This window comes from Mycetohabitans endofungorum (assembly GCF_002927045.1).
GTDB lineage: Bacteria > Pseudomonadota > Gammaproteobacteria > Burkholderiales > Burkholderiaceae > Mycetohabitans > Mycetohabitans endofungorum.
Map to the genome: position 1 here is coordinate 1 of NZ_PRDW01000016.1, position 15,736 is coordinate 15,736.

General features: G+C 63.6%; 9 protein-coding genes and 2 pseudogenes. 7 read left to right on the forward strand and 4 right to left on the reverse strand.

The annotated features are described in order from the left end of the window. Positions 1-611: 611 nt before the first annotated feature. Together B0O95_RS13355 and argA are read right to left on the reverse strand one after the other, a co-directional pair. The gene (locus B0O95_RS13355; RefSeq protein ID WP_104078329.1) at positions 612-887 is read right to left on the reverse strand and encodes an oxidative damage protection protein; all 276 of its coding nucleotides are present in this window, start codon (positions 885-887) and stop codon (positions 612-614) included. 62 nt (positions 888-949) lie between these two features. Beyond that, entirely contained in the window at positions 950-2,359 is a 1,410-nt protein-coding gene (gene argA / locus B0O95_RS13360) for an amino-acid N-acetyltransferase (protein WP_104078349.1), read from the reverse strand. Positions 2,360-2,381: 22 nt separating this feature from the next. On the opposite strand from argA, the gene hrpA reads away from it, so the two are divergent. The 6 genes and pseudogenes from hrpA (at position 2,382) to B0O95_RS13390 (ending at position 12,746) form a co-directional block, all read left to right on the forward strand. Further along, positions 2,382-6,551: an ATP-dependent RNA helicase HrpA gene (gene hrpA / locus B0O95_RS13365; RefSeq protein ID WP_104078330.1), complete on the forward strand. Its 4,170-nt coding sequence runs from the start codon at positions 2,382-2,384 to the stop codon at positions 6,549-6,551. Positions 6,552-6,647: 96 nt separating this feature from the next. Continuing rightward, positions 6,648-6,992: pseudogene (locus B0O95_RS13370) on the forward strand (YncE family protein); the annotation flags it as partial. Between the two features lie 32 nt (positions 6,993-7,024). Further along, complete coding sequence (locus tag B0O95_RS13375) at positions 7,025-7,870, forward strand: EI24 domain-containing protein (protein WP_104078331.1); 846 nt, start codon at positions 7,025-7,027, stop codon at positions 7,868-7,870. Between the two features lie 34 nt (positions 7,871-7,904). Continuing rightward, positions 7,905-8,705, forward strand: a complete 801-nt coding sequence (locus tag B0O95_RS13380; RefSeq protein WP_104078332.1) for a competence/damage-inducible protein A — start codon at positions 7,905-7,907, stop codon at positions 8,703-8,705. A gap of 235 nt (positions 8,706-8,940) precedes the next feature. After that, a complete protein-coding gene (locus tag B0O95_RS13385) occupies positions 8,941-10,692 on the forward strand; it encodes a sensor histidine kinase (protein WP_233203370.1) in 1,752 nt (583 codons plus the stop codon). After that, on the forward strand, positions 10,689-12,746 hold the full coding sequence (locus tag B0O95_RS13390; protein ID WP_104078334.1) for a hybrid sensor histidine kinase/response regulator: 2,058 nt from the start codon (positions 10,689-10,691) through the stop codon (positions 12,744-12,746). The genes B0O95_RS13385 and B0O95_RS13390 overlap by 4 nt, the downstream gene beginning before the upstream one ends. 36 nt (positions 12,747-12,782) lie before the next feature. Here B0O95_RS13390 and B0O95_RS16685 read toward each other — a convergent pair. Then, positions 12,783-12,875: pseudogene (locus B0O95_RS16685) on the reverse strand (protease); the annotation flags it as partial. Positions 12,876-12,982: 107 nt separating this feature from the next. Here B0O95_RS16685 and B0O95_RS16175 point away from each other — a divergent pair. After that, positions 12,983-13,303 carry a hypothetical protein gene (locus B0O95_RS16175; RefSeq protein WP_199180525.1) on the forward strand — a complete coding sequence of 107 codons (321 nt, stop codon included), beginning with the start codon at positions 12,983-12,985 and terminating at the stop codon, positions 13,301-13,303. 12 nt (positions 13,304-13,315) lie between these two features. On the opposite strand, the gene B0O95_RS13405 is transcribed toward B0O95_RS16175, so the two are convergent. Then, entirely contained in the window at positions 13,316-15,736 is a 2,421-nt protein-coding gene (locus B0O95_RS13405; RefSeq protein WP_104078335.1) for an FUSC family protein, read from the reverse strand.

Below are 15,736 nucleotides of genomic sequence, written 5' to 3' on the forward strand. Positions count from 1 at the left end.
CGCGGGCGCGATTCCAGGCCAATGTACATTGGCTCAGAAGTGAGCCAATAATATTTATTGAAACTGAACCCAGTATGCTTCGTTGATCCCAACGCCGGAACAGATACCGTCGTGCCATCGGCACGCTGGAAGGGTTCGTCGTTGTCGTCATGCAACCTGAGACCGCCGCGAGATGCTCACCCGCAAGATAGAAACTCCTGTTGGGTTCCCACGGCAGTTTTGTCGACAATCTATTATCAAGAGAAAGCGATGTTGCCTCTGCCGCGAGTGAAAATGACGTGCTTCAGTTACGTTATAGGCGTGCTGTTTTGCCTGTGATAGCGCAGCACGAAGTCCAGACGTCAAAAACGAAGCGTCTTCCAGCGGGTGGAAATTGGCTGAATAGAAGGACAAGTGACGGCCGACGCCGCATCATGCTGCGTCCAGCCTCTTGACGATGTGCGGGCCCGTCGGCGCTGACCGCCAACGCCGTGCCCCAGCCCATGTAGAGTGGAATCGACGCGCTGTTCAGCCACTTCATCCCGTGCGGGGTGCACGAGAAGCCGACCACCAGCGTGCGACAATGGTGGCCGGCGTGCACCACCGGCCGATGTCCGGCACGGCCACGCCGCCTAGCCGTTGGCGGGCGGCACGTAGCCCGACGCGACGTCCGCGCCTTCGCCAAAGAAGAATTTTTCAGTTTGTTTTAACAGATATTGGCGCGCGCGCGGATCGGCCATGTTCAGACGGTTTTCGTTGATCAGCATCGTCTGCTGCTTGAGCCACGCCTGCCATGCTTCCTTCGAGATGCTTTCGAAGATGCGCTTGCCAAGCTCGCCTGGCAACGGCGGAAAGTCCAATCCTTCCGCTTCCTTGCCGAGTTTTACGCAGTGAACCATTCGAGCCATTAGACTTCTCCTTTGATATCGGGGTGGGGCGGGGCGCCGACGTGCGGATTCCCCGCGCGTGCTCAAAGCTGCTTGATCAGCACGAGCGACTTGCGCTGCCAGTTGTACAGGCGGCGCCGGTCCTCGGGCAGATCGGTAACCGTCGCCTTTACGAAGCCGCGTTTGAGGAACCAATGCTCGGTGCGGGTTGTCAGCACGAAAATCCGCGTCAGGCCGCGCGCCCGGGCGCGTTGCTCGATGCGCTTGAGCAGACGCTCGCCGTCGCCGGTGCCCTGCGCCTCAGGCGCCACGGTCAGGCACGCCATCTCGCCGATCCGCTCCTGCGGGTACGGGTACAGCGCCGCGCAACCGAACAGTACGCCATCGTGCTCGATCACTGAGAAGTGGTCGATGTCGCGCTCGATCTGGTGGCGGTCGCGCCGCACCAGCGTGCCGTCCATCTCAAGCGGCTCAATCAGCTGCAGGATGCTGCCGACATCGTCCGGCACTGCCTCACGCAGACTTTCCAGATTCTCGTACGAGATCATTGTGCCGACCCCATCGTGCAGGAACAGCTCCAGCAGGATACTGCCGTCCAGCGCGTACGGGATGATGTGTGAGCGCGGCACGCCGCCGCGGCACGCACGGATCGCATGCCTCAGGTAGAAGTCCGCATCCGCGCGGTCCAACTCGCCCGTATGGGCTTCGTAGATCTTCTGTGCGTCGTCCAGCGACAGCTCGCGGGTCAGCTCGCCGTCGCCGTTGATCACGCCGGGCGTCTCGGTGATGAAGATCAGCTTGTCGGCACGTAGCGCGATGGCCGCGGACGACGCGACATCCTCCATCGACAGATTGAACGCCTCGCCGGTCGGCGAGAATCCGAGCGGCGACAGCAACACAATCTTGTTGCTCTCCAGCGAATGCCGAATCGATTCGGCATCGATCTTGCGCACCACGCCGGTATGTTGGAAATCGACGCCCTCGAGTATCCCGACCGGCCTCGCGGTGACAAAATTGCCGGACACGACGCTGATATGCGCGTGCGCCATCGGCGTATTGGGCAAACCCTGGCTGATTGCCGCCTCGATGTCCAGCCGCACTTCGCCGGACGCTTCCTTGGCCGCCTCCAGCGCGCGCGCATCGGTGATCCGTATGCCGCCCGCGAACAGCGACTCGACCCGGTGCAGGTTCAACTGTTCCTCGACCTGCGGGCGGGAGCCGTGCACCAGTACGATCTGAATGCTCATCGCATGCAACAGCGCGACATCTTGCACCAACGCATTAAGCGCGCCCGCCTGCACCAACTCGCCGCCGAACGCGACGACGAACATCCGGTTGCGGAATGCATGGATGTAGGGTGCGACCGATCGCAGCCATTCGACGAATTGAGCGTGATTCGCGGTGTATTCGATGGCGGCGCTCGTCTGGCCGCCGGCCACGGCGAGGCCGCTGACCCTCGTGTCGCGGCGGGCGAGATCGTTTTGTGCAGTCATGGCCGGATTATAATGCGCCCCCATGTCCAATGTAGCCAAAAACCGCGCGGCAGATGCGTCGCCGACTGATCACGCTGACCCCGCGCGCCACGGCAGGCCGCCTGCTGCGCGTCGCGCCGAGGCCCGGCGCGCGTCCTCGGCGCACAACCCTGCGCCCAATCCGGTGCCCCCCGTCACGTTCCCGCAGGCGTTGCCCGTTAGCGGCCGGCGCGACGAGATCGCTGCCGCGATCGCGCACCATCAAGTCGTGATCGTCAGCGGCGAAACCGGATCAGGCAAGACCACGCAACTGCCCAAGATCTGCTTGGCGCTCGGACGCGGGCTGGGCGCAGGCGGCACCGGCCTGATCGGCCATACGCAACCGCGCCGTATCGCAGCATCGGCGACGGCGCGACGCATTGCCGAGGAACTGGGTACGCCGTTCGGCGAAGTGGTGGGCTACAAGGTCCGTTTCACCGACAACCTGTCGCCGGGCGCATCGGTCAAGTTGATGACCGACGGCATCCTGCTCGCGGAGACGCAGACCGATCCGCTGCTGCACGCCTACGATACGATCATCATCGACGAGGCGCACGAGCGCAGCCTGAATATCGATTTCCTGCTTGGCTATCTGAAGCAGATCCTGCCGCGGCGTGCTGACCTGAAGCTGATCGTCACGTCGGCTACGATCGATGCGCAGCGCTTTGCGCGCCACTTTGGCAGCGACGAGCGACCCGCGCCCGTCATCGAGGTCAGCGGACGGTTGTATCCGGTCGAGATTCGCTATCGGCCGGTCGTCGGCGACGATGGGCGCGCCACGCCCGCACGGCGCGGTGCGGCGCCAGGGGCCGGTCCGCTTGGCTCACCGGGCTCTCCGCCGGGCGCCACGGGCAGTATCACTGCCGCGCGTCAGGCCGAGCGCGACTTGCATGAAGCGATCGTCGACGCGGTGGACGAACTGTGTCGCGAAGGCCCGGGCGACGTGCTGGTTTTCCTGCCGGGCGAGCGGGAGATCCGCGACGCCGCTGAGGCGCTGCGCAAGCACCATCCGCCGCATACCGAGATCCTGCCGCTGTTCGCCCGGCTATCGGCCGCCGAGCAGGAGCGGGTGTTCCGGCCCGGCAATGCGCGCCGCATTGTGCTCGCCACCAACGTCGCGGAGACATCACTGACGGTGCCCGGCATCCGCTATGTCGTGGACACCGGGCTGGCGCGGGTCAAACGCTATTCGTACCGGAACAAGGTCGAACAATTGCAGATTGAGCCAGTGTCGCAAGCCGCCGCCAATCAGCGTGCTGGCCGGTGCGGCCGGGTGGCCGACGGTGTCTGCATTCGGCTCTATGATGAGAGTGACTTCCAGGCTCGCCCGCGTTTCACTGATCCGGAGATCCTACGCGCGTCACTGGCGTCGGTGATCCTGCGGATGAAATCGTTGCACCTGGCCGAGATCGACGCGTTTCCGTTCGTCGAGCCGCCGCCGGGCCGGGCCATTGCTGATGGCTATCAATTGCTCGCCGAGCTTGGCGCGGTTGACGACGACAATGCGTTGACGCCGGTCGGCCGCGAGCTGGCACGCCTGCCGCTGGATCCGCGCGTGGCACGAATGATTGTCGCGGCACGTGAGCAACACGCGTTGCGCGAAGTGCTGATCATCGCCAGCGCGCTGTCCGTGCAAGATCCGCGCGAGCGTCCGCTGGACGCGCAGGAGCAAGCCGATCAGGCGCATCGCCGCTTCGCCGACGAGCGCTCGGAGTTTATCGCGTGGCTGAAGATCTGGGCGTGGTTCGAGGAAGCAGTCGCACATAAGAAATCGAACCGGCAACTGGCCGAAGCGTGCCGCGCGCAGTTCCTCTCGCATCTGCGACTGCGCGAGTGGCGCGACGTGCATTCGCAGTTGTTGACCGTGGTGCGTGAGCACGGCTGGCGGCTGAACGAGTCCGAGGCGACGTTCGAGCAGATCCATCATGCGCTGTTGACGGGGCTGCTCGGCAACATCGGTCTGAAGGCTGACGACGATCCGCATTACCTGGGCGCACGGGGCATTCGTTTCTTCGTGTGGCCGGGATCGACGCTCGCGAAGAAGGCTGGCCGCTGGGTGATGGCCGCGGAGTTGGTCGAGACCACCCGGCTTTACGCACGCACCGTCGCCCGTATCGAGCCGGAATGGATTGAGCGTGTCGGCGGCCACCTGATCAAGCGCTCGGTTGCCGAGCCGCATTGGGAGAAGAAGGCCGCGCAGGTGGTGGCGTTCGAGCGCGGCACGTTGTATGGGCTGCCCATCTATCAGCGCCGGCGCATCGCGTTTGGCGCGCAGGAGCCGGCGCGTGCGCGGGAATTGTTCATTCGCGGCGCGCTGGTCGATGGCGAATTCGACACTCGTCTGCCGTTCTTTGCGCACAATCGGCGGCTGGTCGCGCAAATTGAGCAACTCGAGCACAAGTCACGTCGTCAGGATGTGCTAGTCGATGATGAGTTGATCTACGCATACTACGATGCGGCGGTACCTGCACAGATCCATACCGGCGCGGCATTCGAGCGCTGGTACCGCGACGAGGCGCGGCGGCGGGGTAGCGACGGCGACAAGCTGCTGTTCCTGTCGCGCGAGGACCTGATGCGGCACGAAGCGGCCGGCGTGACGACGGATGTGTTTCCGAAGCGGCTAACGATGGCCGGCGTCGATATGGCGCTGAGCTACCATTTCGAGCCGGGTGCGGCGCGTGATGGCGTCACGCTGACCGTGCCGTTGTACGCGTTGAACCAGGTTGACGCGCGTCGCACCGAATGGCTGGTGTTGGGTATGTTGAAGGACAAGGTGCAGTCGCTGCTTAAGTCACTACCGCAAAAGCTGCGCCGACATTGCGTGCCGCTGCCCGAGTATGCGGCCGGTTTCGTCGAGCGCGTGCATTTCGCCGGGCAGTCGTTGATCGACGCGCTGATCGCCGACATCCGCGAGCACAAGCAAGTGATGGTTAAGTCAACTGACTTCAAGATCGAGACGTTGCCGCCTCACCTGTTCATGAACTTCAAGGTGGTCGATGAGCACGGGCGGCAGCTCGCAATGGCACGCAATCTTGCGCAGCTGCGCGGCGAGCTTGGTGCGCAGGCGCAGCAACAGTTCCAGCACATCGTATCGGCAGCGGCCGGCGCGGGAGGGGGCGATGGGCGGCAACCGTCTGGGCATGCGCGGGCGGATGCGGCAAGCACCGGTTCGCCGAGCAGGACGCCGCACGCCGCGCCGGCGCGGCGTGCGGCGCGCGTTGCCAATCAGCCGTCTACTGGCCCGGCGCGAAACGGACTCGCGAACGCCGGCGGGCCGGGGCGCGCCGATGCACTGGATACGGCGCGGCCGGCCTATACCGCGCTGTATGAGAACCTGACGACGTGGAATTTTGGCACACTGCCCGAGTTGCTCGAGATCCAGCGTGGCGGTCAGACGCTGTTTGGCTATCCGGCCCTGGTCGATCGCGGTGGGCATTGCGACGTCGAAGTCTTCGATTCGCCCGCGCAGGCCGAGCATATCCATCGCGCCGGTCTGCGCCGGCTGTTCGCACTGCAGTTGCGCGAGCCGATCCGCTATCTGGAAAAAAATCTGCCAGGGCTGCGCGAAATGTCGATGCAGTACATGGCGCTCGGCACGCAGGAGGAACTGCGCGACCAATTGATCGAGGCCGCGCTGGATCGTGCCTGCCTGCAGCCGCCGTTGCCGCACGACGATGCCAGCTTCGCGGCCCGGCGCGACGAGGGCCGGGCCAGGCTGTCGCTGCTCGCCCAGGAACTCGCACGGCTGGCCGGCCAGATCCTCGCCGAGTACGCAGCGCTCGTGAAGAAGCTCGCGCAGGCCAAAGGCTTTGGCGCGGCCCACGCGGACATGCAGCAGCAGTTGGCCGCGCTGATGACCCGCCGCTTCGTGATCGATACGCCTTACGCCCAGCTTGCGCATTTCCCGCGTTACTTAAAGGGCATGTCGTTGCGCATCGACAAGCTCAAGGTGGACCCGGCGCGTGACCAGCGGCTCGCGGCCGAGTTCGCGCAGCTCATGCAGCCATACCAGCGCGCGCTGTCGCAGCGCGGCGGCGCAGCCGATGCACGGCTCGCGGAGTTCCGCTGGCTCCTCGAGGAGTTGCGCATCTCGCTGTTCGCGCAGGAACTGCGCACGCCGATGCCGGTGTCTGTCAAGCGGCTGCACAAGGTATGGGAATCGATGCAGCGATGACGCGCGACATGCCGGCTCGTTTGCCCCGATGCGCGATTCGTTCCGAGCCCTCGGCAAAGACCGTACAATAGACGCAGTTTTCCCGTCTGGGTGCTCATGCTCAATTCCAATCACTTTGTGCGAGCCCGCCGCGTGGCCGGCTCGCTTGCCGCCGCGCGCGTGTGTGTCGCGCTGGCTCCGCTGGCTGTCGCCAACAACGTCATCGTCCTGAACTCGGGTGAAGCCACGCTGTCACTGATCGACCAGGCGTCGCGGCAAGTCGTCGGCACCGTGCCGACGGGCAAGGAGCCGCATTACTTGATGCCGACCCCGGACAATACGTCGCTGATACTGGCGGTGATGCCTTCGCACGTCGCGTTTTCGAACGACAGCCGTACCGCGTTCGTGACGCTACAGGTGTCGGGCCGCCTCATGAGCCCGACGTTGCATACCGCGCGCATCGCACCGCCGTGGCCGACACCACGTCTTTGCCAATGAACGAGTTGCTCGGTTCGTTCGTTCGTGCGCTGCTGGGCATGCTTCATCCACGAATGCTGTGGTTGACCGTGTTGCCGTTTTTGCTGACCGCGCTGGGCTGGGGAGCGGCGCTGTGGTTCGGCTGGGAAGGATGGGTCGGTGCGGCGCACGGTTGGCTGTCACACTGGGGCTGGACTGCATCGATCAATTCGCTGCTCGCGGGGATCGGCTTCGGCCACGTGCAAATGGTGCTCGCGCCGCTCGTCGTTGTCGCGATCGCTGTGCCATTGATCGTGTTGACCGTATTGCTGCTGATTGCCGCGATATCGATGCCGGCGGTGATCCGCCATCTCGGTGCGCGCCAATTCGCCGATCTGGAGCCCCTGCGCGGCGGCACGCTGCTCGGCAGTCTGCTCCACTCGATCGCGGCCACGTGCATCTGCGTGCTGCTGCTGGTTGTCACGGTTCCGCTGTGGCTCGTGCCACCGCTGTTCGCCGTGATCCCGCCGCTGCTGTGGGGTTGGCTCACCTATCGCGTGATGACCTATGATGCGCTGGCATGGCATGCAAGCTCGGATGAACGGCGCATAATTTTTCGCACGCACCGCGTACCGCTGCTCGCGATCGGCGTGATGTGCGGGATGCTCAGCGCGGTCCCGACGCTGCTGTGGGCATCCTCCGTGTTGATGATCGTGCTGTTCCCATTCGTCGCAATCGTGTCGATCTGGCTGTACGTGTGCATCTTCGTGTTTTCCGCACTGTGGTTCGCCCATTATTGCCTGCGCGCGCTGCGGCGATTGCGCGCGCGACACCATGGGACTGACCGGCAAGCAACGCAAGCGCGCCCGCCAGGATCGGCGTAAGCTGCGTGCCGTCTGAAACGATCAAGGGGATCCCATGGGGTTCGGCATCATCATCATTGGCGACGAAATCCTATCCGGACGGCGTGTTGACAAGCATTTGCCGAAGGCCATCGAGTTGCTTCGCGCGCGGGGGCTGGCGCTCGCGTGGGCCGAGTACATCGGCGACGAGCGCAGACGAATCACTGCCACGCTTAAGCGCACCTTCGACTCCGATGACATCGTCTTCGTGACCGGGGGCATCGGCGCGACGCCGGACGATCATACGCGGCAGTGTGCGGCTGCCGCGCTCGGCGTGCCGCTGGAACTGCACCCACAGGCCCGGCAACTGATCGCCGAGCGGATCATCGAAACCGCACCATACGGTCAGGCGGACCTGGATGCGCCGGATAACCTGCATCGCTTCAACATGGGCGTGTTCCCGCAGGGCGCCAGCATCATTCCGAACAGCTATAACAAGATTCCCGGCTTTTCGGTGCGCAATCATTATTTCATGCCGGGGTTTCCTGTCATGGCATGGCCCATGATGGAATGGGTGCTCGATACCCATTATGCCCATTTGCATCACGGCACGCCGCATGACGAGCGCTCATTTCTGGTGTTCGAGTTGCCTGAGTCTGCACTCACGCCGCTGATGGAGCGCATCGAACGCGATTTTGTCGGCGTACATGTCTTCAGTTTGCCCAGCGTCGGCGATGTCGAGCACGGCGGGATCTATGCGCGACGGCATATCGATCTGGGCGTCAAAGGCGAGCCGGAGGTCGTCGCTGCCGCGTATAGGGTGCTACGTGAAGGCGTACATATGCTTGGAGGAGAAATATTCGAGCCAGAAAACTGATTATTGAGCGCAATATTGAAACTATTATGCGCAATGTTGTGGCCCTTATATCTGAATCGATGAAGGTCATTTGCCACAACATGGGCTTTTGTCATTTAGGCTAAACGACGCGATAATGGCTCCGCGGCCGATCCGGCGACACGCCGCGCCGCCGCGTGCTTGTCATGCAGCGTTTCGCGTGTGCGCCGAATCGGGCATTGCTGTGCGCATTGTTTCGCCAACGCCAGAACGCTGTATGAGACTGATCACCAAAGGGCTGCTGCTGATCGCGATTCCGAGCCTCGTCGAGCTCGGCTTATTGGTCGGTGTGATGCGTACCCAGGCTGAGGCCCTGGAAGCGGAGCAGTGGGCAGTGCGGAGCAAGGAAGTGCTGAGTCAGGCCACTGCCGTGCTCGACCCAGTGCTCGTCGATGCTGTGCGCATGCGCGGCGCTGTGATCGACGGATACGGACAGGTATGGACACCGCCCAGCCAATGGGGCGAGATTGACCGTCGCATTGACCGGTTGATCGAACTGGTCGCTGACAATCCGTTGCAGGTTGAACGCGCGGTGCAGATCCGGCAAAGCGCACAGGCATACCGGCAGTGGAGTGAGCGTTCGCAGGAACTGCTTCGGCACGGTCATCAAGCGGGGATCGTGGCCCGCTTTCGCGAGATCAATGGCCACGATATCGTCGATTACTTCCGTGCGCAGGTCGCTGCGCTGCAACAGGAGGAAATGCGGCTGGATAGCGTGCGCACCGAACGTGTCGCCGAGGCGCGTCGCATGCAGCAGGTGCTGCTCGTGTCGGCCGTGGTTGCGTCGATTATTACCGGCGCCATCGCGGTCTACGTGTTCACGTCGAGCGTGCGACGGCGGCTGCGCACGCTTGCGGACAACACTAAGCAGCTCACGAACAATGCGCCGCTTGCACCGATGCTCGAGGGCGACGACGAAATCGCCGAGTTGGACCTCGCGCTGCACCAGACGAGCCGACGTCTGCTTGAAGCGGAGCGCATCGAGTCGCGCTATCGGTCCGACCTCGCGCATCAGGCCGAGGAACTCGGCACGATGAACGAGCATTTGCGCGAGCGTACGCAAGAAAACGAAATGTTCATCTACAGCGTGTCGCATGACTTGCGCGCGCCGCTGGTCAACCTGCAGGGATTTTCGCAGGAACTGAGCTTGGCGTGCGACTCGGTGCGCCAGATACTGGCGCGCAGCACGCTGACCGATACACAACGGCGCCGGCTGTTGCGGATCGTCGACGACGATATTGCCGAGGCGTTGCGCTTCCTGCAAACAGCGGTGATGCGCTCGGCCAGTATCATCGACGCGCTGCTGCGGCTCTCGCGCGCGGGCCGGGTCGAGTACCGACCGCAACAAGTCGATGTGCAGGCGGTGGTGTCCCGCGTGGTGGACGCCATGCGTGATTCGATCAAGAGCCGGGGCGTGACTGTGAAGACGCATTCGTTGCCGTCCGCATGGGGCGATCCGACAGCAGTCGAGCAAGTCTTCGCGAACTTGATTTCCAATGCGGTCAATTATCTTGATCCGAGCCGCCCCGGCGAGATCGAAATCGGTACGCGTCCGAACCCGGTCGGCGTACACTCGTTACGCATTTACTACGTGCGCGACAACGGATATGGCATTCCCGCGTCGGCACTGCCCAAATTGTTCACCGCGTTCCAGCGCTTGCACGGTGGCGCAGCCAAGGGCGAGGGTATTGGACTGGCGCTCGTGCGCCGTGTTGTCGAGCGACACGGTGGCAACGTGTGGGCCGAGTCCAGTGAAGGCTTCGGCTCGACGTTCTACTTGTCGCTGCCCGAATCTAGCAGTGCGCATGAAGCGTTGCGTGCGGCAGCCCTGAGCGCGCTGGCCCGCGTCAACGCGGGGTCCAGGGCCGCGCGCGTCGGCCGCTTGCGCCCGGGCAGCGGGCTGGAGCCCAGCGCCAGCGCTTTGACTCCGGACCGCCCGTTGCCTACTCACTCGACGTTCCCCGTATGACGCCTGCTTCTCATCGAGTCGATTCGTCACCCGGAGTATTGAGTGCGGATGGCCAGCCGGCTGCCTGTGCACTGATTATCGATGACGACGAGGGTCTGCTTAGCTTGGCCCGCCGCGCGCTTACCCGCGCCGGATTCGACGTGGTGACGTTGACGGGCACGCAGGCCGCGCGTGCGTGGCTGGACAGCCGGGGCCAGGAGCGGTGGCCTGACGTGCTGATCGTAGACTATGTGCTCGGTACTGCCGAGACGGGGCTTGACTTTCTGCGCTCGTTGCGCATGCAGGGCACGATGCTGCCCGCCATCCTGTGCACCGGCTTTGCCGACGAGACGCGGGTGATCGAGGCACTGCGCTCGGGCGTCGCGGACGTGGTGCCCAAGACCTCTGATTACCTTGACTACTTGCCACAGGCAATCGAGCGCGTGTTGGCGCAGAAGCGCGCGCAGCGGGAAATTGCCGAGGCGGAGCTGGTCCGTGCAAGGGAGTTGCACTACCGGACGCTGGCGGAGGCGATCCCGCAACTGGTCTGGACCGCGTTGCCCGACGGACGGATCGATTTCGCGTCCAAGCAGTTGCTGTCCTACACGGGTATGGATGCGCCGTCGCTGCTTGGCCACGTGTGGCCGGACGTGCTGGTTCATCCTGACGATCGCGAGCGTACTGTACAGCGTTGGTCCGACGCTTTGCGCGACAGCAGCGATTACGATGTCGAGCATCGGCTGCGGGCCGCTGACGGCGCATGGCGCTGGTTCAAGACCCGGGCCGCGCCGCTGCTGGACGGTGCCGGCCGGGTTAGCAAGTGGTTTGGCACGTCGACCGACATCGACGACCAGAAGCTGGCTGCGCAGGAGCGTGAGCATTTGCTCGCGAATGAGCGGCAGGCTCGCTCGGAAGCGGAGCGGGCATCCAGGCTCAAAGACGAGTTCGTCGCCACGCTGTCGCACGAACTGCGCACGCCGCTGAATGCCATCGTCGGATGGGCTCAGTTGCTGCTGCGTGACGCGTCCGATCCGGCTCGCGTCGAGAAGGGCCTGCAGGTGATCCACCGCAATGCACGGCTGCAATCGCAGATGATCGACGATCTGCTGGACATGTCGCGCATCATGGCGGGCAAGGTGGGGCTTAACGTGCAGCGCGTCGAACTGGTCGATGTGATCACCGACGTGATCGCGACCGTGCAGCTAGCAGCCGACGCGAAGGAGCTTCGCGTCATGCCAGTGCTCGGCGCGCCGGCAGTGGTCAATGGTGATCCCGCTCGGCTGCAGCAGATCATTTGGAATCTGCTGACCAATGCAATCAAGTTTACGCCTCGGCGTGGACGCGTGGCGGTCACGCTAACCAGCGGCGACGGCGAGGCGCGACTGGTCGTCAGCGATACTGGCTGCGGTATCCGCGAGGCGTTCCTGCCGCACGTATTTGAGCGTTTCCGACAGGAGGACGCGAGTACCACACGCCAGTTTGGCGGCCTAGGGCTGGGGTTGTCGATCGTCAAGGAACTGGTCGAGATGCATGGGGGCCATATCACCGCGGCCAGCGAGGGTGAGCAGCGTGGCGCGACATTTACGGTGACGCTGCCCACGGTGACGACCGGCGCCGACACGCGCCGCGGCGCAGTGGCACCGATCAGCGCGCAGCCGGATACGGCGCTACCGCGCCTGGATGGCGTTCACGTGCTGGTGGTCGAAGATGAAGCCGATGCGCGTGAACTCGTGCACCGCGTGCTCGAGGAGCGCGGCGCACAGGTGAGCGCGGTGGCGTCCGTGCGGGACGCGTTGCAGGCCTTCGACGATGGCACGCCCGATGTCGTCATCAGCGATCTGGGCATGCCGGAGGAAGACGGTTTCGCATTCATCGCACAGTTGCGCGAGCGCGAGGCGGCGCGAGGTGGAATGACGCCGGCCGCGGCATTGTCCGGCCGGGTCCGCGGCGATGATCGCCGGCGCGCACTGATGGCCGGCTTCCAAACGCACTTAGCCAAGCCCGTCGACCCGGCCGATCTACTGCTGGCGATCGCATCGCTGGTCGGCCGCGCGCCACCAGCGGTTAGCGCTTAGCCGACGCTATTCACGTATCAGGGCTCGATGCAATGGGTGGCCGGGCTTCTCGGGTGCCTGGAAAGGCACTATCGCTTCGTAATCCTCGGCGAAATCGCAGACCAAAAACAAAATTTTCTTAGCGGCCATTGCGATGCTCCGGTGACAGCATGCCGTGCCGGCGCGGCGGGCTCAATCAGTATATCGCGTCACCATATGGCGTAGAATGACCGCTACCGTTGTCCGATTCCCTACAGATGATCAATCCACGCCAGATTAACCCACGCCAGCCCGCTCCCGAGATCGGTCGCCGCCGACATCTCGATCCCGCAGCATGGGTCGGCGTGATAATCGTCTGCATTGTCGCCGGGGTGCTTGCGACCGTGCTGTTCAACGCACTGTCGGGCAAGCGGGAATACGATGCCGAGCATCATCAAGCCGCTGCGGATGCCGCACGCGCGGTGTCTGCCACGCTCGGCGCATCGGCTGCGGTGTCCGCGTCGCCCGCGCGCGTCGGCGTGCAGGGTGCCCCGGCGGTCGGTGCGTCGGCTGCCATGCCGGCGCCCGGAAGCCGTTAACGGCGTCGAGTCCTATGTCGGCAGCTTGATGACGCTTGCATCCTTGCGGATTAGAAACGATGCGCCCACCATCTGCTTACACTGGTATGCCAGCCCCTTGAGCTCTTGTGCCACGTCGGACGATTCGCTGCGCGTGCGTTCCGCGTCGACGACCATTTGGTCCAGCTCATGATTCAACTGCTTGACGATGCTCGTTTGCTCGGGGGGCGGTGCGACGCCCGCTTCGGCCTGCACCAGATTGTCATGGACGATGCCCAGCGCCTTGCGCAGTGGCGCAAGCGCTTGTGCATCGACGACCGGTACGGGCTGGGTGCCCCATCCAGTGGCGCCCACGATCCCGGCCGTGCGGGCCGGCGACTGTGACAGCGTCATCATCAGCGGCGCGGACGCGGTGATCTGTGCCGTCAACGCGTGCACGCGCACCAACAGGTCGTTCAACTCGGCGACATAACGTTGCGCGGACTTCGGTTCGAGCAACATGCGCTGCAACGCCTGCCCGACGTTGGCGAATGCAATATGCACATTCTTACGCGCGAGCCGGTATCGAATGTCGCTGTCGATCGCCGACGCGGCGGCGCTGGCCGCCGGCGTCGGTTGTGCGGTTGCGCTGGAAACCAGCGCACTGGCCTTCTTGCCCGTGCCCTTCTTGTCCGCCGGCGCGGCCGGATCCGGAGTGGGCGGCTTGGGCTTGTCTGTTACGCCGCCGGCCGCGGTCCCCGATTTGCCTGCATACCAACAGATTTCCAGATATTGCCGGGTTGCGCTGAGCAAGCCGTTGACGAGTTTGCCTATCAGCCGATATTCCCAGTAGGGAAACAGGTGGCTTGCGGCGATCGCAATCGCGCAGCCTAGCGCTGTATCAATCGCGCGTTCGCCGATGATGCGCAGGCTACCAGGTGCCAGCATGTGGAACATCAACAGGACATATGACGACGTAAATACGACGCTGGCCGTGTAGTTGAACAGCAGCAGGCTGTAGCTCATCACCATGCTGGCGAACATGACGGCCAACAGCAGCGGCGGTTCCTTCACGAACAGAATCAGCGCGATGCTCGCCGCGCAGCCGATCGTGGTACCGGTGATCCGCTGCGTATTGCGTTGTTTGGTGAGCGAGTAGCCAGGCTTCAAGATGATGATGGTCGTCATCACAATCCAGTACGCGTTCGTGAGCGGCAGCAGGCGGCCGAGCCACAAGCCGATCGCCACCGCAGCGGTGACGCGCAACGCGTGCCGAAAGCTGGGCGAGGACATGGTTAGATTCGAGAAGATCTGCAGCCACGGCACGCGCCGGCTCGATAGGAAGCGCGACAGCGCCTGATCGATCCGCATCTCCGTGTCTTGCGTGCTGATATCCACGCGCGTGTTGCGGTGCATGCGCTCGATCAGCCGCTGTGCGCTCCAGACGCGCCGGAATGCCGACACGATCGCCGAGTACGCCTCCGGATTGGTGGTGGGCAATGCCTTTTTGCGCATCAGCTCGATCTCGTACTCGATCGCGCGCAGTTCCGCCTTCGCGTTGATTCGCTGTGCCGACGGGCGATCCTGCAGCACGGCTAGCCCGATGTCCTCCAGGTCGGTCGCGGCCTTCTCGATCAGGTCGCGAAAGAATACCATCAAGTCCGAGCCGCCGAAGGTCGCGCGGATCATCGCGTGATCGACGTGCGCACCGACGAACAGCTCGTGCAGGTCGACCGTATTGATGAACAGGTTGAACAACATCGTGCGGTGTGCATCGAGTTGCCCGCTGCGCAGCTTCGGCAGGTTACGCAGTACGATGTCGCGCGCCGCCTCTTGCCGGTCCACGGCCAGCACCTGCTTGTCGACCAGTTGCCTATTGCACTCATCCAGATCATGCGCCGGATCGTAGAAACGGGCGCGCGCGCGCAGGTAGTCGGCGCACGTGAACACACTTTCGGCGATCGCCTGTTGCTCGATCCGGTGGGTCTGCCAGCGTGACACGAACGTCGACCAGTACGTGTACCAGATTCCGCCGGCCAGGATCCAGCCGGCATTGGCCAGTGCCTGGAGTGGCGTGAAGCGCTCCTCCAGCGTCACCACCATCATGAACAGCGTCGCGAAGCTGATCTGCGGCCACTTGTTCCCGTAGACGACGATCAACGACAGCACGAAAGTCAACGGTACGACCGTCAGCCACAGCGATAGCGGGTGAGCGGTCGCGATGCCGGTGGCCAGCGCCGAAAAGAACCCGATCACGCTGCACGCGAGCATCTCGTTGTGCTTGTATTTCAGGGGCCCGGGCATGTCGACCACACATGCGCCCAGTGCGCCGGTCGAAATCGTGAAGCCAAGCTCCCGATTGTGAAAGACGACGAGCAATACCACTGCCGGCAACGAGATGCCGGTCGCGATCCGAAGCCCACCGTAGAAATACTGACTGTATAGAAATTTCTTGATTTCGATCGAATATCGCAT

Excerpts from the sequence above, each read along its gene's own strand:
- B0O95_RS13355 (WP_104078329.1), bottom strand. The coding sequence starts at position 887 with ATGGCTCGAATGGTTCACTGCGTAAAACTCGGCAAGGAAGCGGAAGGA.
- argA (WP_104078349.1), bottom strand. The coding sequence starts at position 2,359 with ATGACTGCACAAAACGATCTCGCCCGCCGCGACACGAGGGTCAGCGGC.
- hrpA (WP_104078330.1), top strand. The coding sequence starts at position 2,382 with ATGTCCAATGTAGCCAAAAACCGCGCGGCAGATGCGTCGCCGACTGAT.
- B0O95_RS13375 (WP_104078331.1), top strand. The coding sequence starts at position 7,025 with ATGAACGAGTTGCTCGGTTCGTTCGTTCGTGCGCTGCTGGGCATGCTT.
- B0O95_RS13380 (WP_104078332.1), top strand. The coding sequence starts at position 7,905 with ATGGGGTTCGGCATCATCATCATTGGCGACGAAATCCTATCCGGACGG.
- B0O95_RS13385 (WP_233203370.1), top strand. The coding sequence starts at position 8,941 with ATGAGACTGATCACCAAAGGGCTGCTGCTGATCGCGATTCCGAGCCTC.
- B0O95_RS13390 (WP_104078334.1), top strand. The coding sequence starts at position 10,689 with ATGACGCCTGCTTCTCATCGAGTCGATTCGTCACCCGGAGTATTGAGT.
- B0O95_RS16175 (WP_199180525.1), top strand. The coding sequence starts at position 12,983 with ATGATCAATCCACGCCAGATTAACCCACGCCAGCCCGCTCCCGAGATC.
- B0O95_RS13405 (WP_104078335.1), bottom strand. The coding sequence starts at position 15,736 with ATGCGATATTCGATCGAAATCAAGAAATTTCTATACAGTCAGTATTTC.